General features: G+C 65.7%; 21 protein-coding genes, 1 tRNA gene and 3 pseudogenes. 15 read left to right on the top strand and 10 right to left on the bottom strand.

The genetic code is table 11. From position 1 onward, the window contains the following. The first annotated feature begins 34 nt into the window (after positions 1–34). The 8 genes from IPP28_08140 (at position 35) to IPP28_08175 (ending at position 9,900) form a co-directional block, all read left to right on the top strand. On the top strand, positions 35–3,286 hold the full coding sequence (locus IPP28_08140; protein ID MBL0041000.1) for a M36 family metallopeptidase: 3,252 nt from the start codon (positions 35–37) through the stop codon (positions 3,284–3,286). A gap of 112 nt (positions 3,287–3,398) precedes the next feature. Further along, positions 3,399–3,474: transfer RNA gene (locus IPP28_08145), tRNA-Thr, on the top strand. A gap of 103 nt (positions 3,475–3,577) precedes the next feature. Beyond that, positions 3,578–3,997 (top strand): VOC family protein, encoded by a 420-nt coding sequence (locus IPP28_08150; protein ID MBL0041001.1) that lies wholly within the window; start codon positions 3,578–3,580, stop codon positions 3,995–3,997. Positions 3,998–4,173: 176 nt separating this feature from the next. After that, entirely contained in the window at positions 4,174–6,087 is a 1,914-nt protein-coding gene (locus IPP28_08155; protein MBL0041002.1) for a marine proteobacterial sortase target protein, read from the top strand. Between the two features lie 5 nt (positions 6,088–6,092). After that, positions 6,093–6,635 carry a sortase gene (locus IPP28_08160; GenBank protein ID MBL0041003.1) on the top strand — a complete coding sequence of 181 codons (543 nt, stop codon included), beginning with the start codon at positions 6,093–6,095 and terminating at the stop codon, positions 6,633–6,635. A 70-nt stretch (positions 6,636–6,705) separates the two neighbouring features. Next, a complete protein-coding gene (locus IPP28_08165) occupies positions 6,706–7,470 on the top strand; it encodes an NAD kinase (protein ID MBL0041004.1) in 765 nt (254 codons plus the stop codon). Continuing rightward, positions 7,451–8,821 (top strand): S8 family serine peptidase, encoded by a 1,371-nt coding sequence (locus IPP28_08170; GenBank protein MBL0041005.1) that lies wholly within the window; start codon positions 7,451–7,453, stop codon positions 8,819–8,821. Before IPP28_08165 ends, IPP28_08170 begins: the two co-directional genes overlap by 20 nt. Before the next feature lie 161 nt (positions 8,822–8,982). Continuing rightward, the gene (locus tag IPP28_08175) at positions 8,983–9,900 is read left to right on the top strand and encodes a 5'-nucleotidase (protein ID MBL0041006.1); all 918 of its coding nucleotides are present in this window, start codon (positions 8,983–8,985) and stop codon (positions 9,898–9,900) included. Here the strand turns inward: IPP28_08175 and IPP28_08180 are convergent. Further along, a complete protein-coding gene (locus IPP28_08180; protein ID MBL0041007.1) occupies positions 9,887–11,272 on the bottom strand; it encodes an L-serine ammonia-lyase in 1,386 nt (461 codons plus the stop codon). The genes IPP28_08175 and IPP28_08180 overlap by 14 nt on opposite strands. Before the next feature lie 70 nt (positions 11,273–11,342). On the opposite strand from IPP28_08180, the gene IPP28_08185 reads away from it, so the two are divergent. After that, a complete protein-coding gene (locus IPP28_08185; protein MBL0041008.1) occupies positions 11,343–11,570 on the top strand; it encodes a glutaredoxin family protein in 228 nt (75 codons plus the stop codon). A gap of 92 nt (positions 11,571–11,662) precedes the next feature. Here the strand turns inward: IPP28_08185 and IPP28_08190 are convergent, their stop codons facing one another. The 3 genes from IPP28_08190 to IPP28_08200 are packed head-to-tail and all read right to left on the bottom strand — an operon-like array spanning position 11,663 to position 13,387. Next, complete coding sequence (locus tag IPP28_08190) at positions 11,663–12,211, bottom strand: YceI family protein (GenBank protein MBL0041009.1); 549 nt, start codon at positions 12,209–12,211, stop codon at positions 11,663–11,665. After that, on the bottom strand, positions 12,208–12,813 hold the full coding sequence (locus IPP28_08195) for a cytochrome b (GenBank protein MBL0041010.1): 606 nt from the start codon (positions 12,811–12,813) through the stop codon (positions 12,208–12,210). Before IPP28_08195 ends, IPP28_08190 begins: the two co-directional genes overlap by 4 nt. Further along, positions 12,797–13,387 (bottom strand): polyisoprenoid-binding protein, encoded by a 591-nt coding sequence (locus IPP28_08200; GenBank protein MBL0041011.1) that lies wholly within the window; start codon positions 13,385–13,387, stop codon positions 12,797–12,799. The genes IPP28_08195 and IPP28_08200 overlap by 17 nt, the downstream gene beginning before the upstream one ends. Before the next feature lie 92 nt (positions 13,388–13,479). Here IPP28_08200 and IPP28_08205 point away from each other — a divergent pair, with 92 nt between their 5' ends. Continuing rightward, entirely contained in the window at positions 13,480–17,040 is a 3,561-nt protein-coding gene (locus IPP28_08205) for a response regulator (GenBank protein ID MBL0041012.1), read from the top strand. Here IPP28_08205 and IPP28_08210 read toward each other — a convergent pair. Continuing rightward, entirely contained in the window at positions 17,019–17,816 is a 798-nt protein-coding gene (locus IPP28_08210; protein ID MBL0041013.1) for a hypothetical protein, read from the bottom strand. The two genes, IPP28_08205 and IPP28_08210, sit on opposite strands and share 22 nt — an antisense overlap. Before the next feature lie 442 nt (positions 17,817–18,258). On the opposite strand from IPP28_08210, the gene IPP28_08215 reads away from it, so the two are divergent. Further along, complete coding sequence (locus IPP28_08215; GenBank protein ID MBL0041014.1) at positions 18,259–18,477, top strand: hypothetical protein; 219 nt, start codon at positions 18,259–18,261, stop codon at positions 18,475–18,477. A 290-nt stretch (positions 18,478–18,767) separates the two neighbouring features. Here the strand turns inward: IPP28_08215 and IPP28_08220 are convergent. Next, positions 18,768–19,845, bottom strand: a pseudogene (locus IPP28_08220) (IS110 family transposase). A 589-nt stretch (positions 19,846–20,434) separates the two neighbouring features. On the opposite strand from IPP28_08220, the gene IPP28_08225 reads away from it, so the two are divergent. Both IPP28_08225 and IPP28_08230 read left to right on the top strand, forming a co-directional pair. Beyond that, on the top strand, positions 20,435–20,689 hold the full coding sequence (locus IPP28_08225; GenBank protein MBL0041015.1) for a hypothetical protein: 255 nt from the start codon (positions 20,435–20,437) through the stop codon (positions 20,687–20,689). An 88-nt stretch (positions 20,690–20,777) separates the two neighbouring features. Continuing rightward, entirely contained in the window at positions 20,778–21,086 is a 309-nt protein-coding gene (locus tag IPP28_08230) for a hypothetical protein (GenBank protein ID MBL0041016.1), read from the top strand. A 288-nt stretch (positions 21,087–21,374) separates the two neighbouring features. Here the strand turns inward: IPP28_08230 and IPP28_08235 are convergent. After that, a pseudogene (locus IPP28_08235) lies at positions 21,375–22,456 on the bottom strand (IS110 family transposase). Positions 22,457–22,786: 330 nt separating this feature from the next. Between IPP28_08235 and IPP28_08240 the strand changes: the two are divergent. Together IPP28_08240 and IPP28_08245 are read left to right on the top strand one after the other, a co-directional pair. Beyond that, positions 22,787–23,053, top strand: a complete 267-nt coding sequence (locus IPP28_08240; GenBank protein MBL0041017.1) for a type II toxin-antitoxin system HicA family toxin — start codon at positions 22,787–22,789, stop codon at positions 23,051–23,053. Further along, positions 23,038–23,406 (top strand): type II toxin-antitoxin system HicB family antitoxin, encoded by a 369-nt coding sequence (locus tag IPP28_08245; GenBank protein ID MBL0041018.1) that lies wholly within the window; start codon positions 23,038–23,040, stop codon positions 23,404–23,406. Before IPP28_08240 ends, IPP28_08245 begins: the two co-directional genes overlap by 16 nt. Before the next feature lie 36 nt (positions 23,407–23,442). On the opposite strand, the gene IPP28_08250 is transcribed toward IPP28_08245, so the two are convergent. From IPP28_08250 to IPP28_08260, 3 genes and pseudogenes are all read right to left on the bottom strand, one after another. Then, the gene (locus tag IPP28_08250) at positions 23,443–24,369 is read right to left on the bottom strand and encodes a histone deacetylase family protein (protein ID MBL0041019.1); all 927 of its coding nucleotides are present in this window, start codon (positions 24,367–24,369) and stop codon (positions 23,443–23,445) included. A gap of 20 nt (positions 24,370–24,389) precedes the next feature. Further along, positions 24,390–24,944, bottom strand: a pseudogene (locus IPP28_08255) (cob(I)yrinic acid a,c-diamide adenosyltransferase). Positions 24,945–24,948: 4 nt separating this feature from the next. Next, entirely contained in the window at positions 24,949–25,497 is a 549-nt protein-coding gene (locus IPP28_08260) for a hypothetical protein (GenBank protein MBL0041020.1), read from the bottom strand. Positions 25,498–25,524: the final 27 nt, after the last annotated feature.

Consider the following 25,524-nt stretch of genomic DNA (forward strand, 5'->3'; position numbering starts at 1 on the left):
GAGGCTTGTGCGAGCACGCTGCGGAGTGGGCGCGATGTCGAAACAGTATCCCGGGTGGCGCTTTGTGGCAGCGATGGTCGCATCGTGCATCGCATGTGACCTGCATGCGCAGCCATCGGCGATTCCGCTGGCGGGCCACTTCGATGTGCGCGCGCTTGCGCCGACCCCTGACCCGTCGCACCTGCAGCGCAAGCTCCGCCAGGCCTGGCCTGATGCGGTGCTGCGCATCTCCAACGCGACCGGCGGCGTCGCGGCACTGTTCCGAGAGCAGGGTGCGCTGACCGGTCCGGCCCGGGATGAGGGTGATATCGCGATCGCACGGGCGTTCCTGGCGCAACATCAAGGCGTGTTCGGACTCGATGCCGACGCCATCGACGCGTTGGCCGTGATTGGCGACAGCCCCGGTGGCCGGAGTGGATTGCGCATGCTGCGCGTCGAGCAGCGCCGGGGCGGGTGGCCGGTGTTCGGCAGCGAAACGCGATTCCTGATCGATCGCGACGGCCGGCTGTGGCGCGTATTCGGCGAGCTGCTGCCCGGACTCGACAAGCATGCATCGACACCGGCACGCGACACGCTGTTGTCGCCCGAGGCCGCCCTGTCGCGCCTGTTGGGTTGGGGTGGTTACGCCCTCGACAAGACGCGGGTTCGTGCCAAGACGCGCGCCGACCATGATGCCGTCGAGCTCGACGGGCCGGCGCCGCTGGCGGGTCCGGCCGGAGCACGCCTGATGTGGTTTCCGCGCTCGCCTGGGGTGTTGGTGCCGGCGTGGTCGCTCACGGTATTCCTGTCGGGCAACGAGGATTGGCACGCGTTGGTTGATGCCCGCAGTGGCGATCTGCTGTGGCGTCGCAACATGCGCGAATTCGCCTCGACCCAGCAGGCGCGCTTCTCGGTCTACGTGCAAGGCGACGGCATCACGCCGGCGGACAGTCCTGCGCCGCAATCGCCGAGTCCCGCAGTGCCGGGCGCGGGAACGCAATATCCGTCAATTGCCCGCACCACGGTGAACATGCTCGACGCGCAACGCACCGCATTCAGCCCGAACGGCTGGATCGACGACTGTCCTGCTGCGGCCGATGGCTGTGATGCGACCCGCGGCAACAATGTCGACGCGTGTCTCGACCGCGATGCCAGCAGCAATGTCTGCGACGCCGGCACGCTTGACAGCAACGGTCGCGCCATCGGCAATCCGGATAGCGGCGGCCGCAATCGCGACTTTCTCGGCGCCGCCCCGCGTGACTTCGTCCACACGCCGGCACCATCGGGTGCGAACCCGGATGCCGGCGACAACCCGCTCAATCCCGATTCGCAGCGCGGCGCGTTGGTGCAGGCGTTCTACACGATCAACTGGTTCCATGACCGCATGGCGGCCTTCGGTTTCGATGAGGCTTCGGGCAATTTCCAGCAGCTGAATTTGCTCGGACAGGGCGGATTGGCCGGCGACCGCATTGCCGCCGATATCCAGAACACGGGCAGCAACACCGGGAGTTTCTCGACACCGGCCGATGGTGCCGGTCCCGGGCGTCTGGAGATTTCGCTGTTCACCGGGCCGACGCCGGATCGCGACAGCGCGCTGGATGCCGGCATCGTCCTGCACGAACTCACGCACGGCATGACCCATCGGTTGATCGGTAACGGCAGCGGCCTGCTGTGGGACGTGGCCCGCAGCATGGGCGAGGGCTGGAGCGATTTCTACGCGTTGTCCCTGTTGAACCCGACTGCGGCAGATGCGACCAGTGGCCGCTATGTATTCGCCCCCTGGGTGACCTACAAGCTGGGCGTGCTGAACGACAACTACGTCTACGGCTTCCGGCGATTTCCGTATGGCGGCGATGTCGCGTCCAATCCCCTGACCTTCGCCGACCTCGATGCCGTGACCGCCGACGAGTCGGGCGGCATCGCGCCGAGTCCGCTCAACATCGGCGCCAGTGGCGCGATGGAAGTCCACAACGCCGGCACGATCTGGACGCAAGTGCTGTGGGACGTGCGCGCGCGGGTCATCGCCGATCCCGCCGGCGCGAATGGCGACGTCGCCGTGGGCAACGAGGTCATGCTGCAACTGGTGACCGATGCCTTGAAGATGACGCCGCCGAATCCGAGCCTGATCGACGGCCGCGATGCACTGATCGCGGCGGATTGCGCGACCAACGACTGTCGCAACGAGGCGTCGATCTGGCAGGGATTCGCCGGACGTGGTCTCGGCTATCGCGCGATCGCGCCGCTGTCGGTGATGGGACGTTTCGCGCTGTCGCACATGGGCGTAGGCGAAAGCGTGCGATTGCCGCAGCTCGATGTCGTCGATTCGATGCTCGATGTGTCGATCGACGATGCTCAGGACGGCAATGGCAATGGCCACATCGATCCTGGCGAGACGGTGCAACTCGCCATCCGCTTGCGCAACCCCTGGCGTCGTACCAGCCGGGTCGCGACTGCGGTCAGCGCCAGCCTGGCCACCACGACCGTCGGCCTGCAAGTGCTGGATGCCAATGCCACCTACGCCGATATCGATGCGCAGGCCAGCGTCACCAATGCGGCCGATCGATACCTCGTGCGTGTGCCGGAGTCGATCACTTGCGGCAGCACCATGGCTTTCCAGCTGCAGGTTCAGTCGAGCCTCGGCTTGCAGTTGATCCCGCTGCAGTTGCGGATCGGCACGGCAGCGGGTGTCGGTGCGCCGATCACCTACAGCGCGACGCCTGGTCTCGCCATTCCGACCAGCAGCATCGATGGCGTCGACAGTGCGATGGACATCGTCGACGACCGCGAGATCGCCGATCTCGATTTCCGCATCGACCACCTCACCCATCCGGTTAGCGGCCATCTGAGCGTGATGCTGCGCGCGCCGAACGGTTATGGCAGCGACCTGATCTTCAAGCGCGGGGCATTGATGGTGCCGAACCAGGGCGGCGGCGCCGACTTCGATGCGCTGGTCATCGACGACGACTTGCCGCTGCTAGCCAGCGAAGACTTGAACCAGAGCCTGAGTACGCAGGCGCCGTTCAGCGGCGACTGGTTGCCGGCCTTCAACGGGCCGTTCTGGGACGGCTATCGCCCGTCACCGCCGACACCTCCGGCCGACATCCATCGCGACAGCACGGGTCAATTGTCCCGTCTCGACGGTCTGAGCACCCAGGGGCGTTGGTACATCAGTGTCGCCAACGGCAGCGCCACGCTGGCCGGCACGTTGGCAGGCTGGTCCTTGATCGTGAAACCGCGCGAATACGTCTGCGCCCCCTACCTGCCCGGCGATACCGTATTCCGCGACGGATTCGAGACCCCCCAGTGACGCCATCCGCCCTGCGGTTGCGCCGACAAGCCCGGTTCGCCTAGAATGCGCGCCCCTTCGGGCCTGGGCCGCGGCAGATCGATCGCGATTTCCGGGTTCGACAGGGACTCCTGCCGGTGTAGCTCAGTTGGTAGAGCGGCGCATTCGTAATGCGTAGGTCGTAGGTTCGACTCCTATCTCCGGCACCAATGATCGGAACGGCACCTTCGGGTGCCGTTTTCGTTTCTGGCGACTTGAAATCGCCGGTGTCAGCGCCACGCTTCGTGCTTCATCCACAACGGCGTCATCGCGATGAAATACCTGCACACCATGGTCCGCGTGAGCGATCTCGATGCGTCGCTGCGCTTTTATCGCGATGCGCTCGGGCTTCGGGAGTTGTCGCGCCGGGACTATCCGCAAGGTCGGTTCACCCTGGTGTTCCTGGCGGCGCCGGGTGATGAGGCGGCGCAGGTCGAGTTGACCTGCAACTGGGACCCCGAGGTCTATGTCGGCGGACGCAATTTCGGGCATCTTGCCTACGCTGTCGATGACATCTATGCGGCCTGCGAACGTCTGCAGGCGCATGGGGTGACGATCAATCGTCCGCCGCGCGACGGGCGCATGGCCTTCGTGCGTTCGCCCGACCAGATCTCGATCGAGCTGTTGCAGCGCGGTGATCCGCTGCCGCCGACGGAGCCGTGGCTGTCGATGGCCAACGTCGGCGTCTGGTAGCTCCTCATTCCAGGCCGGGACGGCGCTACGGTCTGCCCGCGATTTGACGGTGACCATCGCTGATCGGGCCGTATCCGGACGGATTTCGCGCGTTCTGCAGGACTGCAATCCCCAGCACGCCAAACCGGCGGATCAGCGGGGAAAGGACGATGCGAGCGGGGCGGATGTGGGCAGCGATGCTGCTGTTGTGGGTGCTGGTCATGCCGGATGCCGATGCCGGGACGGCGCCGGCCGGGCTCAGCGCACGCCGGCCCGATGGCGGTAGCGAACTGCTGGCGGCGACCCAGACCGAGGTCGAGATCGAGATCAACGGCATGGTCGCGCGGGCGACGCTGCGTCAGCGCTTCATCAACCCGCTCGACGTGCACCTCGAGGGGCAATACCGACTGCCGCTGCCGGCCGATGCCGCGGTCTACGCGATGCGCATCGAACTGGACGGACGCGTGATCGAAGGCGTGATCCGCGAGCGCGAAGCGGCGCGCATCGAATACGAAGCGGCCCGCAGCGCCGGCATGGCCACGGCACTCGTCGAGCAACAGAAACTCGACCTGTTCGCGACTCGGGTCGCCAATATTCCGCCGCATGCCGAGGTGCGCGTCGAACTCGAATACTTCCAGAGCATCGGCTTCCACGATGGTCGCTTCGGGCTCGCGCTGCCGTTGACGATCCGGCCGCGTTATGGCGACAGCGCGGCCGACGATTTCGCTGCCTTGCTCGAACAGCCGCAGACAGGCGCGGACGTTGCCGGTGCGACCTTGCCGATCACCCTGAAGCTGCGGCTCGTCGCCGGGGTGCCGGTGCTGGTGCCGGAATCGCCGTCGCACCGGATCCGCGTGCGTCGGCGCGAGCAGTCGTTCGAGATCGAACTCGCCGATGTCGCGGTAATGCCGGACCGCGACTTCGTGCTGACCTGGCGCCCGCAGCCGGGCGCGGTGCCGAGCCTCGCGAGTTTTCGCGAAACCATCGACGGCGATACCTACCTGAGCGTGATGGTGGTGCCGCCGACGGAGCGCGGCGCACGCCTGCCGCGCGAGCTGGTCATCGTGCTCGATAGCTCGGGGTCGATGACCGGCCCCGCTTTCGAGGCCGCACAACAGGCGGCGCGCAGTGCGCTGGCCCGACTCGGGGCGGGCGACTGGTTCAACATCGTCGACTTCGACTCCAGCGCGATCGCATTCCAGCCCGCATCGCTGCCGGTGAATGCCGCGAACATCGCCGCAGCAGAGGCATTCGTGTCTCGCCTGCAGGCCGATGGCGGCACCGAGATTGCCGGTGCGTTGCGGCTTGCGCAATCGCTGCCGGCAGTGAACGGGCATCTGCGCCAGATCGTGTTCATCACCGACGGTGCGGTCGGCAACGAAGGCGCCATCTACCAGCAGCTCGCGCAGACCGATGATCCGGCACGCCTGTTCATGGTCGGCATCGGCGCAGCGCCGAATCGCGCCTTCCTGCGTCGTGCCGCCGAACTGGGGCGCGGTGTCGCCACGGTGATCGACGCCAATGCCGAGATCGATCAGGCACTGATCCAGTTGTTCCGTCGCATCGAGTCGCCGCAGCTCGGCGATGTGCGCATCCAGTGGCCCGAAGGGGCCGAGTCCTATCCGCAGCGCGTGCCCGATCTGTTCGCCGGCGAGCCGTTGTGGCTGACCACGCGCATCGGCGCCGACGCGACAGCGGCGAACGCCGCGATCGGCCTGAAGGCACGCGCGCCGACCGGCACCCTGGACGCGCTGTTCCCGCTCGCGCAATCCAGTCAGGCGCGGGGGATCGCCAAGCTGTGGGCGCGTCGCAAGATCGCCGCGCTGGAGGACGGTATCGCGCTCGGCGACAACGCCGAGCAGGTGCGGAAGGAGGTCCTGGCGACCGCGCTGGCGCATGGCTTGTTGTCCAGCCAGACCAGTTTCGTCGCGGTCGAGAAACGCGTGCGTCGCGGCGACGACGAGGCGATGGCCCGGGCCGAGTTCGCGAATCCTGCGCCCGCCGACCAGGTCGGCTTTGCGCAGACCGCGCTGGGCTGGCGCCTGCAGCTGCTGTTCGCGGCCGGACTGGCGGCGCTGTCGATGCTGTTCCGTCGGGCCGCTCGCGGATGAAGCCGGTGCTGCATCGCATCGCCCGTCTGCTCCTTGCCGCAGCCGCGGTGCAGGCGGGCATCGCGCTGTTTCCGCTCGCCAAGGGTGCGCTGGCGATGCAGCTGATCGCGCACAGTTATCGGCAAACGCCGGGTGCGCGGCCGTGGCCGGGCGCCGATTTTCGCGTCGTCGCGCGGCTGCAGGCGCCGCGCCTGGGCGTGACCCAGCATCTGCTCGATTCGATGAGTGCGCGGGCGCTGGCCTTTGGTCCCGGCCTTGCGCCGGAGGTCAGCGGGCGCGGGCTGATCGTGAGCGCGCATCGCGACAGCCATTTTGCTTGGTTGCGCGAGGTGGGTGTCGGCGATCAGCTGCTGTTCGAACGCGATGGACAGGTGCGGGCGTATCGCGTGGTCACGGGTGAGGTCGTCGATCCGCGCAAGCAGCAGCTCGCGGTCCCTGCGGCCGATCTGCTGGTGCTCACGACGTGCTGGCCGTTCGACGCGCTCGGCGGTCACGCCGAGCTGCGCTATGTGGTGACGGCCATCGCGATCGACCCGAACCCGGGTTGAAACCCGGCATCGCTCCGGTCTGCAACAAAGCGCTTCCGCAGCCGGCAGGCTTGCGGCATCCTGCGCGGCCATGAGCCATCGCATCGCGTTTGCCGCCAGCAAGACCGAAGAAGCGCAGTCCGCGCTGGTCGCACTGCGCGCGGCGCATGGCGAGATCAAGCCTGCCGATGCGGATGTGATCGTCGCGCTCGGCGGTGATGGTTTCATGCTGCAGACCCTGCACCGTCATCGTGATCTGGCCAAGCCGGTGTACGGCATGAAGCTCGGCAGTGTCGGTTTCCTGATGAACCAGTTTCGTCCGGACGATCTGCTGGCGCGCATCGCGCTGGCGCGTCCGACGCAATTGCGGCCGCTGGAAATGACCGCGGTGTCGGAATCGGGTTCGACGGTCGATGCGATCGCGTTCAATGAAGTCTCTCTGTTGCGCCAGACCAAGCAGGCGGCGCACATCCGGGTGTCCTTGAATGGCGTGGTCAAGCTCGACGAGCTGATCTGCGATGGCGTGCTGGTGGCGACACCGGCGGGCAGCACCGCTTACAACCTGTCGGCGCACGGGCCGATCCTGCCGCTGGATTCGCGCGTGCTGGCGATGACCGCGATTTCGCCGTTCCGGCCGCGGCGCTGGCGCGGTGCGGTGCTGCCGGCTTCGGTCGAGGTGCGCTTCGAGATTCTCGATCACTACAAGCGCCCGGTCAGCGCCACCGCCGATGCGAACGAGGTGCGCGACATCGTCGAGGTGACGGTGCGCGAATCGCCGACACGTACGGTCACCCTGCTGTTCGACCCGGAACACAATCTTGAGCAACGGATTCTCGATGAGCAATTTGCCTATTGAACGGTCGATCGCTGCAACGGTGCTGGCACTGGCATCGTGGACACTGTCGGCGGGCGACTGGCGCGACAAGGTCGATGTCGCAGTGTGGACGCAGGCTGCCAAGTCGGCGGCGCCGATCGATGTCCTGATCACGCCGACGACGCCGGCCAAGGCCGCCGTCGACGTGCTTGCCTTGTCGGAACGCACTGCGCCGGCCGAGCGGCCGCGGGTGATTCATGCGGCGCTGCAGTCGGTCGCCGATGCGAGCCAGCGCGACGTGCTGGCCTGGCTGGCGCGCGAGGGCATCGCACATCGCCGCTTCGTGGTCGTCAACGCCATCGCCGCGACGATGCCGCCGGACAAGTTGTCGGCCTTGGCGAAGCGCGCAGACCGATGTCGCGCGTCGATTCCGGATCCCCTCATCAGGCGCTGCCGGCCGAAGACCGAGCCGATGTTGTTCGGCAAGGCGATCACTGCGCTCGAACCGGGCGTCAGCTACATCAATGCCGACGATGTCTGGGCCTTGCCCGGCAATCCACGCGGTGCGGGTGTTGTGATCGCAGGCCAGGACACCGGCTATCGCTGGACCCATCCGGCCATCAAGGCCAATTACCTCGGCTGGAACGGCATCACCGCCGATCACAACTACGCCTGGCACGACGCCATCCCACGCCGGCGGGCGCAAACCTGCGGCGCGAATTCGCTCGCGCCCTGCGACGACAGTCAGCACGGCACGCACACGATGGGGACCATGGTCGGCGACAATGGCAGCAATCGAATTGTCGGCGTGGCTCCGGATGCGAAATGGATTGGCTGCCGCAACATGGAAGAGGGCAATGGCACGCCGACGCCTACCTGGAATGCTTCAACTGGTTCCTCGCCCCAACCGATCTCACCGGCGAGAATCCCGACCCGTCGAAAGCGCCGCACGTCATCAACAATTCCTGGGGCTGTCCGACCTCCGAGGGTGGCAACTCAGGCGAGACATCGCGACCAGTGCGACACCGCCGTCGCCAACCTGACGGCGGCGGGCGTGCTCGTGGTTGCGTCGGCGGGCAACAGCGGCAGCGCCTGTTCGACGGTCAACGACCCGCCGGCGATGTTCTCCGAGTCATTCTCGGTGGGCGCTTGGCAACAGCGACCAGCGCCGACCATCGCCAGTTTTTCCAGCCGCGGCCCAGTGACCGAGGACGGCCGCAACCGCATGAAGCCGGACATCGCCGCGCCCGGTGTCGGCGTTCGGTCATCACGTTTGGCAGGGATACCGCGTACGGCCATGAGCGGCACCAGCATGGCTGGCCCGCATGTCGCCGGATCGGCGGCGTTGCTGATGAGCGCCGATCCGCATCGCGACGCGATCCGCTGGTGGTGAAACGCATCATCATGAATACAGCACTCGGATTCACCAGTGCACAATCGTGCGGCGCATTCCGGCAACGGCGTGCCGCAACGCCTTGTTTGGGATGGCGTCGGAGTGCTGATGCGGTGCAGGCCGCGCTTACGGCCTCGGAATTGTTCGCCAACGATCTTCGAATGACCCGGGAATCGACCGCTGAGAATCGCCTGACGGTCGCGATCAGTTCGCGGGCGTTGTTCGACCTCGGGGAAAGTCATGCGCTGTTCGAGCGTGACGGACTCGATGCCTATCGCGCCTTCCAGATGGCGCGCGAGAACGAATTGCTGGCGCCGGGCATCGCTTTCCCGCTGGTCGAGAAGCTGCTGCGCATCAATCGGCTCTCGGCCGAGACACCGCGCATCGAAGTGATCCTGCTGTCGCGCAACTCGTCCGATACCGGCCTGCGCATCTTCAACGCGATCGAACACTACGGACTCGAGATCGTGCGAGCCGCCTTCACCAATGGCGCCCCGACCTGGCCCTACGTACAACCGTTCGGCGCGCAGTTGTTCCTGTCGGCCAACCACGACGATGTTCGCAGTGCACTCGAAGCCGGTGTCGCCGCGGCGACCATCCTGCCGTCGAAGGCGCCGGACTGGCACTCGGAACAATTGCGCATCGCCTTCGATGGCGATGCGGTGATCTTCTCCGACGAATCCGAGCGCATCTCGCAGGAGCAGGGCCTGCAGGCCTTCCACGACAACGAGATCGAACACGCCGCGAAGCCGATGGGCGGCGGCCCGTTCCGCGCCTTCCTCGACCAGCTGCATCGCATCCAGTCGGCGTTTCCGTTCGGACAAAGCCCGATCCGTACCGCGCTCGTTACCGCACGTTCGGCGCCCGCGCACAAGCGCGTGATCCTGACGCTGCGCGAATGGGGCGTGCGCATCGACGAAGCGCTGTTCCTCGGCGGCCGCGACAAGGGCCCGTTCCTGAAGACCTTCGGTGCCGACATCTTCTTTGACGACTCGGCGCGCAATGCCGATTCGGCGCGCGAACATGTCGCCACCGGCCACGTGCCGCACGGCGTATCGAATCCGACTAGCACTCGATGACGTTGACGGCCAGCCCGCCGCGTGAGGTTTCCTTGTACTTGTCCTGCATGTCGCGGCCAGTGTCGCGCATGGTCTTGATGACCTTGTCGAGGCTGACCTTGTGCTTGCCGTCGCCGCGCAGGGCCATGCGCGAGGCATTGATCGCCTTCACCGCGCCCATCGCGTTGCGTTCGATGCACGGGATCTGCACGAGCCCGCCGATCGGATCACAGGTCAGCCCGAGGTTGTGTTCCATGCCGATCTCTGCCGCATTCTCGATCTGACCGCTGCTGCCGCCGAGCGCGGCGGTGAGTCCGGCGGCCGCCATCGAACAGGCCACGCCGACTTCACCCTGGCAACCGACTTCGGCGCCCGAAATCGAGGCGTTTTCCTTGTACAGGATGCCGATGGCGGCGGCGGTGAGCAGGAAGGTGCGCACACCGGCGAGGTTCGCGCCCGGGCAGAAGCGGTCGTAGTAATGCAGCACGGCCGGGATGATGCCGGCCGCGCCATTGGTCGGCGCGGTGACCACGCGACCGCCGGCGGCGTTTTCCTCGTTCACCGCAAGCGCGTACAGGTTCACCCAGTCGAGCACGGTCAGCGGATCGCGCATCGCCGCTTCGGGTTTCGACGACAACTCGGCGTGCAATGCGGGCGCGCGGCGCGACACATGCAGGCCGCCGGGCAGGGTCGCGATCGTGGTGCGGATGCCGCGCGAGACGCAGGCCTGCATCGCCGTCCAGATCTCGTCGAGTCCGGCATCGATCTCGGCATTGCTGCGCCAGGCCTGTTCATTGGCGTACATCAACTGGGCGATGCCGAGTCCGTGCGTCGCGCAGCGCGCCAGCAACTCGTCGCCGGAGTGGTAGGGATAGGGCAGTTCGGTCTCGTCCGCGACGATGCGATCTTCCGCCGCCTCGTCCTGGTTCACGACGAAGCCGCCGCCAACCGAGTAGTAGTCGCGCGTCGCGATCTCGCGGCCCTCGGCGTCATAGGCCGCGAAGCGCATGCCATTGGTGTGGAACGGCAGTTTCTGGCGCTTGTTCATGATCAGGTCGCGCTTCTCGTCGAAGTCGACCTCGTGCGTGCCGTGCAGGCGGATGCGCTTGCTGGCGCGGATACGGTCGAGCGCGGTCGGGATGAGGTCCGGGTCGATGCGATTCGGCAGATGGCCTTCGAGGCCCATCAGCACCGCTTTGTCGGTGCCGTGGCCGCGACCGGTGAGCGCCAGCGAACCGAACACCTCGGCGCGCACGCGCACGCAACGCGCCAACTGGCCCGATTCGACCAGCCAGCGATCGACGAATCGCGCCGCGGCGCGCATCGGCCCGACGGTGTGCGAACTCGATGGGCCAATGCCGATCTTGAACAGGTCGAAAACGCTGACGCCCATGGCGCGGCTCCATGCGAGGGGCCGGTATTATGTAGGAGCGCCGCGTGCGGCGCGATTCTTTCGAGGTTCCATGCACGCGTTTGAATTCATCCGTCGCGAACGTTGTTCGTTGTGCGACATGGCGGCCCAGATGCTGCACGAACTGGCGGCAGACCCGAGCGACACACGCTACGTCGATGATGACGATGCGCTTGAATCCGTCTATGGCTGGCATGTGCCGGTGCTGCGTCGTGCCGATGGCGAGGAACTGCGCTGGCCGTTCGATGGGGTGAAGCTGAGGCGATTTCTGGATGCATGAATCGCGGGGCGGAGCCCGCTCCCACAAGAGCTCTCACCACTCGGTTGACTGCGGCTTTTGTGGGAGCGGGCTCCGTCCCGCGACTCGACGCCTCAGGACTTCTTGACCAGGCTCAGATCGACATTCACCTCGACTTGGCGGCCGATCATGCTCTCGTCGGCCCAGTCGCCGGTGCCGACATCGAAGGCGATGCGGTCCAGCGTGACTTTGGCTTTCAGGCGCGCACCGTCGGCATTCGGTTCGAAGGTGAACGGAAACTTCAGCGCGACGGTCTTGTTGCGGATCGTCAGCGTGGCGTCGGCCTCGAAGTGCGTGGCATCGATCGCGCGCATCGCCGAGGTCACGAAACGCGCCTTCGGAAAGTCGGCAATGGCAAAGAAGTCCGAACCCTTGAGGGTGTCGTCGCGTTCGCTGTTCTGGGTATCGGCACTGGCCAGGTCGATGCTCACGTCGAGCTTGCTGGTCGCGAGTTGCGCGGCATCGAACTGGATGGCCGGCGCGAACCGGTCGAAACGGCCTTCGAAGGCTTCGCCCTGTTGCTGGCCGGCAAAGGTGAGCGTGCCGGTGCGCATCGTGTAGTCGGCCGCGAGAGTCGAGGACGAAGCGATCAGGGCAAGGAGGCCGAGCAGGCGCAGGTTCATGGTGTATCCGTGGGAGCAGGTTGGGAGACGGTCGCAGCCGCGGCTTCCGCGCGCGGCCTGGCGAAGGGCAGCATGCGCCGCAGGGTGTCGTCGCGGTCGATCAGATGATGTTTCAGCGCGCCGGCCACATGGGCCAGCAGCAGCGCGATGATGGTCCAGGCCAGAAACTCGTGGACCTCGTGGGCGAGGTGCTTGAGGTCCTTGTCCGGCGCGACGATGGCCGGCAGGTTCACCTGGCCGAACCATTGCAGCGGAAAGTTCGAGGCGGAGTTGTAGACCCAGCCCGAGATCGGCATCGCCAGCAATGCGACGTAGAGCAGGCGGTGCACCGCATGGGCCGCAAATGCGACGATCGGCGCCATGCCGGCCACATCCTGCGGGCGCGGATCGATGCCGCGCCAGGCGAAGCGCAGCAGCATTAGCGCCAGCACGGTGATGCCGAACGACTTGTGCAGCGCGTACAGCTTGAACTTGTCCGGCGACACTTTCATGTCGACCATGGTCAGGCCGCCGACCAGCAGGCCGATCACGAACAGCGCGATCGTCCAGTGGAAGAACTTGGCGACGCTGCCCCAGCGCGTGGCATCACTTCTTGCGCTCACGTTTCGCTCCTTCGCGCTGGCCTTCGATGTCGAGCCGGATGGCGATCTCGTCGCCGATCTCGGGGATGTACTTGTGCATGCCGTAGTCGCTGCGACGGATCATCGTCGTCGCGCTGAAGCCGGCGGTGTATTTCAGCGAATACTTGTGGATGGCGGCGCGATTGAACTGCAGGTCGAGCGAGACCGGGCGGGTGATGCCGCGCAAGGTCAACTCGCCATCGATGCGACCATGGTGTTCGTCCTGCTGGGTCACCTGCAGGCAGCGGAAGCGCATGTCCGGGTGCCTGGCGCCATCGAACCAGTCGGATTCGAGCAATTTGCGATTCCAGGCTTCGTCGTCGAGATCGAGCGAAGCGATGCCGATGGTCACGTCGCAGCTGGACTTCGACCAGTCGTCGCGATCGAAGCGGAATCCGCCGCGCAGATCGTGGAACTCGCCTTCGGACTCGCTGAAGCCGAGGTGGCTGACGCGGAACTGCACCTGCGAATGCACGGTGTCGAAGCGATAGCTGTCGGCCGCCGAAGCGGACGTGACTGCGAACAGCGCGAGCAGGGCGGGCAGCAGGATTCTCATGGCCCGCACTTTGCCACGAATGCCGAGTGGTGCCATCGACCCGCGTCGCAATTCCCCTTGGCGAATCTGCAAGCCGCTGGCATCGTCGGCGCATGCGGTCCTTGCTGATCACCGGATGCCTGCTGCTGCCGAACCTGGCCTGGGCCGACGCGATCGCGCCCGCTTTCCGGCTGTATGGCAGCGCCGAAGGCTTGCCGGCACTGTCGACGATGGACCTGACCCAGGACCCCGGCGGTCATCTCTGGATCGCCACCCGCGATGGCTTGGCGCGCTTCGACGGTTTGGGCTTCAAGGTGTTCCGCAACGATCCGGACGATGCCACCTCGTTGCCGTGCAACGACGTGCAGACCGCGCTTGCGACCCGGGACGGACGCATCTGGGTGGGATGCGAGAGCACCGGGCTGGCAATGCTCGACGACAGCGAGGACACCCGGTTCACCCGCATCGTGCCGGACCCGGCGGGCAACGGTCTGCGCGGTGGCGATGTCTTCGCCTTGACCGAGACCGCGCGCGGCGACCTCTACATCGGCACCTACGCGCAGGGACTTGCGCGATTGCGCCGGGGTGAGGCGGCGCCGGTGGCGCTGGACCGGTTGATGGATCTTGATCCGGCCCTGCGCACGGCGACCGTGCTCGACATGGCGGTCGATGTCGACGGCGTGTTGTGGGTCGGAACGCTGGATGCGCTGTGGCGGATCGATGCGGCCGATGCGGATGTGCCGGGCCCGGCGCGCAAGGTGGTTGAACTGCCGCTGGTGAATTCCGTGCAGGTCACCCGCGACGGCACGCTCTGGGTCGGCGCGAATGCGGCCCTGTTCCGCCGTAACGTCGGCACCGACACGCTGGCGCGGGTGGTCCTGCCCGAGGACGCCGGTTTGGTGGAGTCGGTCGTCGACGGCGCTTCGGGCGAGGTCTGGGTGGCCGTGCGCGGCGGCGTGCTACGCCTGCGGGGCGACGGCGGCAGCGACTGGATTCGCCCGCGCCCGGCCGTGCCCGGGGCCCTGCCGGATACCGATGTGCTCGATCTGTTGCGCGATCACGAAGGTGGACTATGGCTCAGCACGGGCGCGCATGGCATCGCCTACCTGCGCCCGGACTGGCAACGCTTTCAGGTCTTCCGGCACGATCCGCTCGATCCCGCGTCACCGTCGAGCGGACGCCGCAGCGGCATCACGCGTTGTCCGGACGACAGTTTGTGGATGCTGGTGCGCAGCGGCGAACTCACCCGCATTTCGCCGCAGGGCGAGGTCGCGCGCTGGACCGGCACCCGCCACGCCGCCGCACTGGCGCGGCGGCGTTTGAGCGGCGTGTGGTGCGACGCCGCCGGCACCTTGTGGCTGCCCGACCGCGAGGGGGTGCTGCATCTCGATCCCGCGCACGACACCCTGGTCACGGGCCTGCGGGTCGGTGAACCCTGGGCCGGTGGGGTCGCCGAAGCGCTGGCACAGTCGCCCGATGGCCGGCTCTGGATCGGCGCGCTGACCGCAGGCCTGAACGTGTTGTCGCCGGATGGACGCAACCAGGTCTGGCGGGCCGGCGAGCAGGGTCTCGACAACGATGACTTCGAGCAGATCAGCGCCGATCCGGAAGGCCGCATCTGGATGGCCGACGCGACCGGCCTTCGCCATCTCGACGATCGTGGCGAGGCCTTCGTGCGCCTGGACGCGGTCGCGCCGGAGCGTGTGCATGCCTTCGCCTTCCTTGATGCCGAACGGCTGCTGGTACATCAACTCGGACGCCTGATGCTGCTGGTCCGTCGGGAGCAAGGCTGGTCGATCGACTGGACCCTGGGCGAGCGTGATGGCTTGCCGGTCGCCGAGGCCTCGACCCTGGTCGTCGACGCTGCCGGGCAAGTCCTGCTCAGCAATCCGCGTGGGCTGTGGCGGGTTGATCCAGTGCAGCCGAGCCTGCATCCGTTCACGCGTGCCGACGGACTGCCGAGCGTGCAGTTCGAGATCATGCCGAGTGCGGTGCGCCAGGGCGAGGATGTGGTGTTTCTGGTCGGCGAGGGCGTGTTGCGCGTGCGTGGCCGGTGGTCGTCGCCATCGCCGCCGTCGCTTCCGCTGAACTGGGCGGCGCTGCGCTATCTGCACGACGAGGAGGTGCGAACCCGCATGCCGGGTGGCGATGCCCTGCAGTTCGGGCCGCTGGATCATGAACTGGCGATCGGTGCGCGCCTGATCTCCTTCATCGAGCCGAAAGCACAGCGGTATCGGTTTCGCATCGAGGGGTTCGACCCGGACTGGGTCGATGTCGGCGCCGCCGGCGAGCGCCTGATCGCGCGCCTGCCGGCGGGCGACTATCGGGTGCAGGTGCGGGCCGAGAATGCGCTCGGGCAGCCCGGCGCGACGACGCTCACGACGCGTCTCGTGATGGCGCCACCCTGGTGGTCGAGTCCCGCGGCGTATGCCATGTATGGCGTGCTGACCCTGCTCGGTTTCGTGCTGCTGTGGCGCATGAACCGCAGGCGCCTGGAGGCCCGTCACGCCATGGCCATGGCCGAGGAGCGGCGGCGTCATGCCGAGTCGGCCAGCGCCGCGAAGAGCGAATTCCTCGCGACCGTGGGCCACGAGATCCGCACGCCGATGACCGGTGTGCTCGGCATGGCCGAACTGCTCGCAGGCACGCCGCTGGATGCCACCCAGCAGCACTACGTCTCGACCGTGCGTCAGTCCGGCCAGCACCTGTTGCGCATGGTCAACGACCTGCTCGATCTGTCGCGTGCCGAGGCCGGCAAGCTTTCCTTGCATCCGCAAGCGACGGCGTTGCACAGCCTGCTGCGCGAAATCGTCGATGCGGTCGCGCCGTTGGCGCAGCGCAAGGGACTCGAATGCGCGCTCGAGATCGCCGACGACCTGCCGAAGGGCGTGCTGGCGGACGCGACGCGGTTGCGCCAGATCGTGCTGAACCTCGCGAACAATGCGCTCAAGTTCACCGCGCGCGGACGCATCGTGCTGCGGGCACGGCGCGAGGGTGCCCTGGTCCGGATCGATGTCGAGGACACCGGGCCGGGCATGACCGAGGCCGAATGCGCGCGCCTGTTCCAGCGGTTTTCGCAGACCAGTTTCGGTGCCGGGCTCGGCGGCAGCGGGCTCGGATTGTCGATCGTGCATCAGCTCGCGCAATTGATGGACGGCGAGGTGGTGTTGCGCTCGACGCCGGGCGTCGGCAGCGTGTTCTCGGTGCGCCTGCCCTTGCCGGACGTGGCGATGACGGAAACCGCGTCGGTCGCGGTCGGCGTGCCGGTTCCGGAGCGCGCCGCGGTGGACAACGCGTCTCGCTGCATCCTCCTGGTCGAGGACGATGCCGTGACGCGTGAAGTCATCGCGACCTGGTTGCGGACGGAGGCTGCGACGGTGCGTGTGGCCGATCAGGCCATGCATGCCCTGCATCATGCCGATGCCGCGGTGGATCTGATCGTCAGCGACCTCGATCTGCCCGGCATGGGTGGCCTGCAGTTGCTGCCCTTGCTGCGGAATCGCATCGGTCGGCACGTGCCGGCGCTGGCGATCAGCGCCCGCAGCGAGGCGAATACCGAAGCCGAGGCACGCGCGGCCGGCTTCGACGGTTTCCTGCGCAAGCCGCTCGACGCCGCGGGTTTGCGCGCGGCGCTGGCCGCACTGCTGCAGGCTCAGCGGAATCCGGCGGCGTAGCCCACGTTGGCGATGTGGTTGACGAGCTCGTAGCAGAGCACGATGTTCTTTTCGTTCGGGTCCCAATAGGCGTTCGCCATGCCGCAATCCTGCGCATACATCCGCACCATCACGCTGCCTTCGGGAAACTTGAACTGCCCGAGCATCGCCGCGAGCTCTTCCAGCAACTTCATCTCGCGCACGAGCTTGGCGGCATCGACGGTGTCGGGCGATTCCGGCTCGACGTAGTTCTTCGGCACGATGAAGCCGTCGAGTTGATGCGTCAGCGTCGAGGCCTGGCCGCGCAGGAAGGCCGACCACGAGGCCGCATTCTCCTGTGCTTCCGGCACGCACGATTCGCGACGTTCGGCGGGCACGCCAAGTCGGCCGGCGAGCGGGCCCATGGTTTCGGGGTCGCTGCCGTAGAGCAGGCAGGCGATCTGGAATCCGCGCTGTTCGTCGATGCCGTGTTCGTCCCACCACGCCAACTGCTCGCGGCTCAAGCCGCTGGTCTTGGCCGAGGCCAGCCACCATTCCATCGCCGCGATCGCATCGGTGCCGTCCTGGCCTTCGCCATCGGGCGCCATCCACCAGGTCGCAAACCGATCCGCCGCGTCCTCCTCGCGACCGAGCACGGGAATGCCGTACAGGTCGACGAAGCCATGCCCGATCTCGTGCAACAACACGAAGCGCAGCGTGCCGCTGACAAATTGGTTCAACGTGATGCTGTCCCGAAACATCGCCTGCGGCGGCGCCAGGCGGATCTTCTCGCTCGCCTGCTCAGCCGAAACCGCCATCGCCCCCACACACAACATACCCGCCACGACACGGCGCACCGACTTCAACATCGCAAATTCCCCCGAAGATGCCCGCGATTGTCAGCGACGGAACGCGCCGCCGTCACCCCGTGATCGCGGGGTGTGATGATCTGCGACAAGAGGCGTGCGTTGCGCTGCTCGCTATTCGCGGAATTGACTGCGTCCGGAAATCCGATTTGCCGGTTAGCCCGACTCTGCGGCCGCGATAAGACATATCCCTACATCGTCGTCGGATATGCCGTTATCTCCCAGCGTCACGCCAATCATCTACTCGGCGCAACTCATCGTGCCACACGCAAGTCTCTTGACCCGCTGCGTTCATCAGGACGAGACTCTGCCGCATAGCCCGACTCTTTGGTCGGATAATTGACGTTAGGCACCATCCCTACCTATGTCGCGAGCACTTAAAAACGCAGCCTTGTTGTTCGTGCTGTATGTCATAGCGTGGCTATCGATGTTTTTTGCTCTCGTTGGCTTTGAGCCCGATCTGATCGTGAGCTACTTCGCCATGGGCTGGACGTTCAGCGGCTTGGAAATGCCGTCTTTCGTGTGGCTGTTTTCATGGCCAGCTTTTGCGTTCATGTTGTCGGCGTGGTTCATCGGCAAGCGCGTTATTTGGGAATGCCGCAATGCTGCCTAACTATGTGTCTATGGACTCCTCCCCCTACGTCAACCTGATTGATCCTGTTCTGCTTCATCACGGGTGGATCGGTGCAAGCGTCTATCCGTCCTCGAAGTGGCGGGATCATCCGCCGGGACATCATGGAATCCGCCGGTGCGGGGCCTATCGTTCAAGCGACCTCGAGGGTCGACATAGTTATCGGCCTTGCCACACCGCGGCCGAGCCGCTGGTGATGAGGTTGATCTGATCGATCCGTTGACGTGCCGCTCTGTGGTGAAAGGGTGTGGTGCGTTGACTGCGGGTATCGATCAGGCGCTGGTCATCACGATCTCCTGATCGAAGCGTTTGCCGTAGTCGGCATCGAAGCTGCGTGCGTGGTGCCACGTCGCCCAGATGATGCGCACCATTTTGTTCGCAAGGCCGACTGCCGCCTTGTTGAAGCCGCGGCGTTCGGCGAGCGCGACCGCCCAGGCGCGCAAACGATCGAGCGGCTTGCCCGCAGCCTGCGCACGTTTTGCCGCCGCGAGTACCGCACGCGCGCCTTGAATCAGCAGCGTGCGGCAATACACGTCGCCGCACTTGCTCATGCGCCCCAGTTGTCGCGTCGATCCGCTCGAATGCTCCTTTGGCGTGAAGCCGAGCCAGCTCGACAGCACGCGACCAATCTTGAAGCGATGAATGTCGCCGACCGATGCGCGCACTGCCGTTGCCGTGACCCAGCCGATGGTCGGCAACTTCTCCAGATCGGCGATCACGCGATCGTCCTTCGCTGTCGACGCGAGTGCACGATCGGCGTCGACGACGCGTTGTTCGAGTGCGCGAATCTCATCGAGCAGCGATGCGATCAGATCGCATGCGCTGATCGAGTGCCTCGTGACCAAGCGCCGTGCGCATCGCCTGCTGGCCACGCTCGGCGCCTTCGGGAATCACGATGCCGAATTCGCGCAGCAAGCCGCGCGCGAGATTGATGCGTGCCGTGCGCGTCTCCTGCCACTGCTGACGCGCACGATGCAGCAACTGGATCACCTGCTGCAGCTCGGTCTTGATCGGCACCGGCTTCAGGTCGATGGCACGCGCCGCTTCGATCATCGCCAGGCAATCCGCAGCGTCGGTCTTGCTGCGCCGCACATAGGGCCGCACGTACTGCGCCGGAAGCAGCGTCACCTGATGACCCAGCGCACTCAGCCAGCGGCCGAAATGATGCGCCGAGCCGCAGGCTTCCATCACCACCCGCACCGGTGCACGGTTCTGCCAGAACGCGATGAACTGCGCACGCGACAGCCGATGTGAATCGATTGCCCTGCCGTCCTGATCAACGGCGAGCACCTGGAACACCGACTTCGCGAGGTCGATGGCGATGGTGGCGACAGCGGGATTACACTTCATGGCGGACTCCTCCGGCGGTGACTGATGCCTCAACACCTTCAGACTGGCACTTCGATGCCGATGCCGCGCCGGGAGGAGTCCATCCCATCATTCAAGCCGACCGCCGAGGAAGTTGCTCGTATCATCCACATACCGTCGCGCGGCGGCGGCTTAACACGGCGTTAGGCCCGAAGTGCAGCAGATCCTCGAACGAGAGCTGGAATTCTTCGACACGGACGAGCAACGCGTTGCTTTTCGAGCCGCCTGCATCAATCCAGTCAACTGCATCGAGTCATGGCAGTACGGCGTAGGGGCGCATACCTGCACCATCGTCGCGGCCGATGACCAAACGCAGATCGTGTACTGCGCATCCGGGTTCGGCCCAGCCTTCCCCTGGAGTGTTCAGCGGCGCGGAGAGACCGACCTCGGTACCGACGCCGTCTGGCACGCATACTTGTATGAGGCATTTGTTTGTTCAACCATGTGGCCGCACGGCCCGCCACGAGGCTTCATTCATTGCGGTCCTGGTGAGCGCAGGGCCTAACCAATCATTCAAGCCGACGCCTTCGGCGCGGCTTAACTCGGGCGTTAGACCTCGCACGCACTGAACATGGCCGACGACGAACTCATCATTGCTCCAGTTCCTGCGCTGGTAGCAGTACTGCTGAACCTGGAGCGACAGAAGGGATCTCCCCTGGTGGAGGCGGAGGTTATTGAGGCACGGAACAACGCCGCGTGCATTGCCATGCCTCGGTCAGCACATGAAGCTGTGGTGAGTGCCCGCGACTACCAAGACATCGATCCGGAGCGTGCGTGGGAAGAGTGGCAGAACATCAGAGCGTCGCTTCATGAAGGCGAGGTCTAACTATGTTTTCAAGCCGAGCGCCGAGGAAGTTGCTCGTATCATCCGAACACCGTCGCACGGCGGCGGCTTAACAAGGCGTTAGGCCTCAATGGACAGTTGGTCGCCAGCCACCGCAGAAGATGTCGCCTCGATGATCGAACGGCATTTGCTTGAATGCCCCGCGGAGTTGGCGACATTGTTCGCGTCGATCCGCACGCCACTACGTGCGGTTCCGATAGAGCGATTCGGCAACACTGAGTACGTCTTCGTCGTAGCGGAACACAACGGCGTGGTCGTCTACTACGAGGATGTGGAAGAAGGCTTCAATCTGTCGCCGCTGGCAGCTGATGGCTCAATTGCCACGCCCGGGTATGAACAGTGGAAGCTGCATCATGCCCTGTGGCATCTTGAGGCCTAACTATCATCTATGGACTCCTCCCCTACGTCAACCTGATTGATCCTGTTCTGCTTCATCACGGGTGGATCGGTGCAAGCGTCTATCCGTCCTCGAAGTGGCGGGATCATCCGCCGGGACATCATGGAATCCGCAGGTGTGGGGCCTATCGTTCAAGCGACCTCGAGGGTCGACATAGTTATCGGCCTTGCCACACCGCGGCCGAGCCGCTGGTGATGAGGTTGATCTGATCGATCCGTTGACGTGCCGCTCTGTGGTGAAAGGGTGTGGTGCGTTGACTGCGGGTATCGATCAGGCGCTGGTCATCACGATCTCCTGATCGAAGCGTTTGCCGTAGTCGGCATCGAAGCTGCGTGCGTGGTGCCACGTCGCCCAGATGATGCGCACCATTTTGTTCGCAAGGCCGACTGCCGCCTTGTTGAAGCCGCGGCGTTCGGCGAGCGCGACCGCCCAGGCGCGCAAACGATCGAGCGGCTTGCCCGCAGCCTGCGCACGTTTTGCCGCCGCGAGTACCGCACGCGCGCCTTGAATCAGCAGCGTGCGGCAATACACGTCGCCGCACTTGCTCATGCGCCCCAGTTGTCGCGTCGATCCGCTCGAATGCTCCTTTGGCGTGAAGCCGAGCCAGCTCGACAGCACGCGACCATTCTTGAAGCGATGAATGTCGCCGACCGATGCGCGCACTGCCGTTGCCGTGACCCAGCCGATGGTCGGCAACTTCTCCAGATCGGCGATCACGCGATCGTCCTTCGCTGTCGACGCGAGTGCACGATCGGCGTCGACGACGCGTTGTTCGAGTGCGCGAATCTCATCGAGCAGCGATGCGATCAGATCGCGCATGCGCGCTGATCGAGTGCCTCGTGACCAAGCGCCGTGCGCATCGCCTGCTGGCCACGCTCGGCGCCTTCGGGAATCACGATGCCGAATTCGCGCAGCAAGCCGCGCGCGAGATTGATGCGTGCCGTGCGCGTCTCCTGCCACTGCTGACGCGCACGATGCAGCAACTGGATCACCTGCTGCAGCTCGGTCTTGATCGGCACCGGCTTCAGGTCGATGGCACGCGCCGCTTCGATCATCGCCAGGCAATCCGCAGCGTCGATCTTGCTGCGCCGCACATAGGGCCGCACGTACTGCGCCGGAAGCAGCGTCACCTGATGACCCAGCGCACTCAGCCAGCGGCCGAAATGATGCGCCGAGCCGCAGGCTTCCATCACCACCCGCACCGGTGCACGGTTCTGCCAGAACGCGATGAACTGCGCACGCGACAGCCGATGTGAATCGATTGCCCTGCCGTCCTGATCAACGGCGAGCACCTGGAACACCGACTTCGCGAGGTCGATGGCGATGGTGGCGACAGCGGGATTACACTTCATGGCGGACTCCTCCGGCGGTGACTGATGCCTCAACACCTTCAGACTGGCACTTCGATGCCGATGCCGCGCCGGGAGGAGTCCATCCCATCATTCAAGCCGACGCCTTCGGCGCGGCTTAACTCGGGCGTTAGGCGTTGAACGTGACCTGCTGGCCGATTTTCGAATGGCTTGTGCGTTGCGACCGCAGGTCGATCAGTCCGCCAAGCCAAACAACGCCCGCACCTGCGCGGCGCCGGCTTCGGCGAGGGCGGTGAGGCTGTAGCCGCCTTCGAGGCCCGCTGCTGATCGTGGAGTGATTGCACTTCGGTGGCGTGGCGCTATCATTTCGTTGTGAACAGCACGCAGCGCAAGACCCTTGAGAAGGTGCTCGCCGACCCCATCAGCGGGAATATCGAGTGGGCGCGCATCGAGTCCCTGCTCAAGGCAGCCGGCTGCAAGGTCGTCGAGGGCGCGGGGTCGTCCGTCACGTTCGAGTTTGGTGGTCGGAAGATGACGATCCATCGGCCGCATCCCGGCAAGGAAGCGCTTCGCTACCGTGTCCTGGCTGTTCGGGAGTTCATCCAGAGAATGGAGATCAAGCCATGGGCAATGCCATGACCTACAAGGGTTACACGGCCAGCATGGTCTTCGACGCCGACGACAAGGTCATTGTCGGGCGCGTCCAGGACATCGACGACATCATCGCCTTCCACGGCGAATCGGTGGCCGAGTTCGAATCAAACTTCCATGCGGCCATCGACGACTATCTGGCGGCATCCCGGGAACTCGGTTCGGCGCCGGAACGACCAGCCAGTGGCAAGGTCATGCTGCGCATCGCACCCGAGGTTCACGCGGCGGCACTGAAGGCGGCTGCACGAAGCGGCACCAGTCTCAACAAGTGGGCGGAAAGCGCGCTGGGCAAGGCGGCACGCAAGGCGCCTGTACGGACTGCGGTGCTGAGCAAAGCCTGATCGAAACGCTCACGAACAGTGAGCGCGCGGAGGCGATCAATCCGCCAAGCCAAACAACGCCCGCACGTGCGCGGCGCCCGCTTCGGCGAGGGCGGTGAGGCTGTAGCCGCCTTCGAGGGTGGAGACGACGCGGCCCGCGGCGTGGCGGTCGGCGAGGGCGACGATTTCGCGGGTGAGCCAGGCGTAGTCGGCGGTTTCGACGTCCAGGCCGCCGAGCGGGTCGAGGCGATGGGCGTCGAAGCCGGCCGAGACCAGGATCAGTTGCGGGCGGAAGCGTTCGACCGCGGGCAGCAACTGTTCCGACCACACCGCGCGGAACTCGCGCGGACCGCTGCCGGCCGGCAGGTGGCCATTGAAGACATTGCCGACGCCGGTCTCGTCGAGCCCGCCACTGCCCGGATACAGCGGCCACTGGTGCGAGGACGCGAACAGCACGCGTGGTTCGCGTTCGAAGCAGTCCTGGGTGCCGTTGCCGTGGTGCACGTCGAAGTCGAGCACGGCCACGCGCTCCAGCCCGCGATCCAGCGCACGCCGCGCACCCAGCGCGATATTGTTGAACACGCAGAAGCCCATGGCTCGGGCCGGCGTGGCATGGTGCCCGGGCGGGCGTACCGCGCAGAACGCGCGACGCGTGCGGCCATCGAGCGCCGCATCCACCGCGGCGACGACGGCACCGGCACCGCGCAGCGCCGCTTCCAGCGAGTCCGCGGCCGGATGCATCACGGTGTCCGAATCGAGGCGCAAGGTCTGCACGTGCGGCGCATGCGCGAAGATCTGCGCGTATTCGACGCCGGGATGCACGCGATCGATCAGGGCGCGCTCGACCAGCGGCGCTTCCACACGCGCAATGTTCGCGAACACCGGCGCATCGAGTGCGCGCAACACCGCCTGGAGACGATCGGGTGATTCCGGATGCCCCGGACCAGGGTAGTGCAGCAGGCAGGCCGGGTGCGTCAGGATCATCGCCGTTCGGTCCGCCGCGATCAGCCGCGCTTGCGGCGCTCGTGCTTCCACAGCACTTCGCCATGCCCGGCAGAACGGGCCAGCACGCGCGATCACGAACAGCAGGTCGGAGACACGATTGAGATAGCGGATGGTGTCCGGGCGCACCGCGTCGTGGTGCGACAGGGTGACCGTTTCGCGTTCGGCGCGACGTGCGATGGTGCGCGCCAGATGACATTGCGCCGCGGCCATGCCGCCGCCGGGCAGGATGAAATCCTTGAGCGGCGGCAGGTCCTCGTTCAGGCCATCGAGGCGGGCTTCCAGCCGCGTGATGTCGGCTTCATGCACCAGTTCGCTGCCCGGGATGCAAAGCTCGCCGCCAAGATCGAACAGTTCGTGCTGGATCTCGGTCAGCATGTCCTCGATCGGCTGCGGCAGCCCGCAGGCAAGCACCACGCCGATAGCGCTGTTCAACTCGTCCACCGTGCCGTAGGCAGTGACGCGTGCGCTGTCCTGGACACGCGCGTGCCATCGCCAAGACCGGTCGAACCGTCGTCGCCGGTACGCGTATAGATCTTGCTGAGGCGGTTGCCCATGCGCTTACGCGGTCGCGGACTGCGCCACGCGGCGCGTCATCAGCGCGTGCGCGCCGAACAGCACCGCCGAATACACCAGCACGCCGGCGATCTGGTTGCGGAAGAACGGGATCGCGGCGATGTAGCAGTTCACCAGACCCTGCAGGTCCGGCGTGTACATCGGGTTCGGATACTCGGCGGCGCCGGCCCAGACCGCGAAATTGGTCACGACGAAGAAGAACAGCGCCGCGCCCAGACCATAACCGACCACGCGCAAGGCGCTGATGCGACCGGCGAGGCGGGTGCCGGCCAGTGCGATGACGGCCATGCAGGCGTAGACCAGCCACATGCCGGAATGGAAACCGATGACGGCATCGGAGATCAGCATCGCGGCCAACGGCACCAGCACGGCCACGTAACGGCTCGCGAACACGGCGCCGGCAAACAGCGCCATCGCCTCGATCGGCGAAAAATTCGGCGGACGCCCGGGCAGCATGCGCGTCGCGGCGGCGACAACGATCAGGGCGACGAGCAGCACGAGGCGCGCGGCGTCGGAACGGAACAACTGCGACATGGACGACTCCGGAACTTCTGGGGCGGA

The sequence above is a fragment of the Lysobacterales bacterium genome, assembly GCA_016721845.1.
In the GTDB taxonomy this organism is placed as follows: Bacteria; Pseudomonadota; Gammaproteobacteria; order Xanthomonadales; family Ahniellaceae; genus JADKHK01.

Coding starts and splice junctions, on each gene's coding strand:
- IPP28_08190 (MBL0041009.1), bottom strand. CDS start 12,211: ATGAACCTGCGCCTGCTCGGCCTCCTTGCCCTGATCGCTTCGTCCTCG.
- IPP28_08250 (MBL0041019.1), bottom strand. CDS start 24,369: ATGATCCTGACGCACCCGGCCTGCCTGCTGCACTACCCTGGTCCGGGG.
- IPP28_08180 (MBL0041007.1), bottom strand. CDS start 11,272: ATGGGCGTCAGCGTTTTCGACCTGTTCAAGATCGGCATTGGCCCATCG.
- IPP28_08170 (MBL0041005.1), top strand. CDS start 7,451: ATGAGCAATTTGCCTATTGAACGGTCGATCGCTGCAACGGTGCTGGCA.
- IPP28_08225 (MBL0041015.1), top strand. CDS start 20,435: ATGGCCGACGACGAACTCATCATTGCTCCAGTTCCTGCGCTGGTAGCA.
- IPP28_08140 (MBL0041000.1), top strand. CDS start 35: ATGTCGAAACAGTATCCCGGGTGGCGCTTTGTGGCAGCGATGGTCGCA.
- IPP28_08175 (MBL0041006.1), top strand. CDS start 8,983: ATGACCCGGGAATCGACCGCTGAGAATCGCCTGACGGTCGCGATCAGT.
- IPP28_08260 (MBL0041020.1), bottom strand. CDS start 25,497: ATGTCGCAGTTGTTCCGTTCCGACGCCGCGCGCCTCGTGCTGCTCGTC.
- IPP28_08185 (MBL0041008.1), top strand. CDS start 11,343: ATGCACGCGTTTGAATTCATCCGTCGCGAACGTTGTTCGTTGTGCGAC.
- IPP28_08150 (MBL0041001.1), top strand. CDS start 3,578: ATGAAATACCTGCACACCATGGTCCGCGTGAGCGATCTCGATGCGTCG.
- IPP28_08155 (MBL0041002.1), top strand. CDS start 4,174: ATGCTGCTGTTGTGGGTGCTGGTCATGCCGGATGCCGATGCCGGGACG.
- IPP28_08210 (MBL0041013.1), bottom strand. CDS start 17,816: ATGGCGGTTTCGGCTGAGCAGGCGAGCGAGAAGATCCGCCTGGCGCCG.
- IPP28_08245 (MBL0041018.1), top strand. CDS start 23,038: ATGGGCAATGCCATGACCTACAAGGGTTACACGGCCAGCATGGTCTTC.
- IPP28_08200 (MBL0041011.1), bottom strand. CDS start 13,387: ATGAGAATCCTGCTGCCCGCCCTGCTCGCGCTGTTCGCAGTCACGTCC.
- IPP28_08165 (MBL0041004.1), top strand. CDS start 6,706: ATGAGCCATCGCATCGCGTTTGCCGCCAGCAAGACCGAAGAAGCGCAG.
- IPP28_08205 (MBL0041012.1), top strand. CDS start 13,480: ATGCGGTCCTTGCTGATCACCGGATGCCTGCTGCTGCCGAACCTGGCC.
- IPP28_08230 (MBL0041016.1), top strand. CDS start 20,778: ATGGACAGTTGGTCGCCAGCCACCGCAGAAGATGTCGCCTCGATGATC.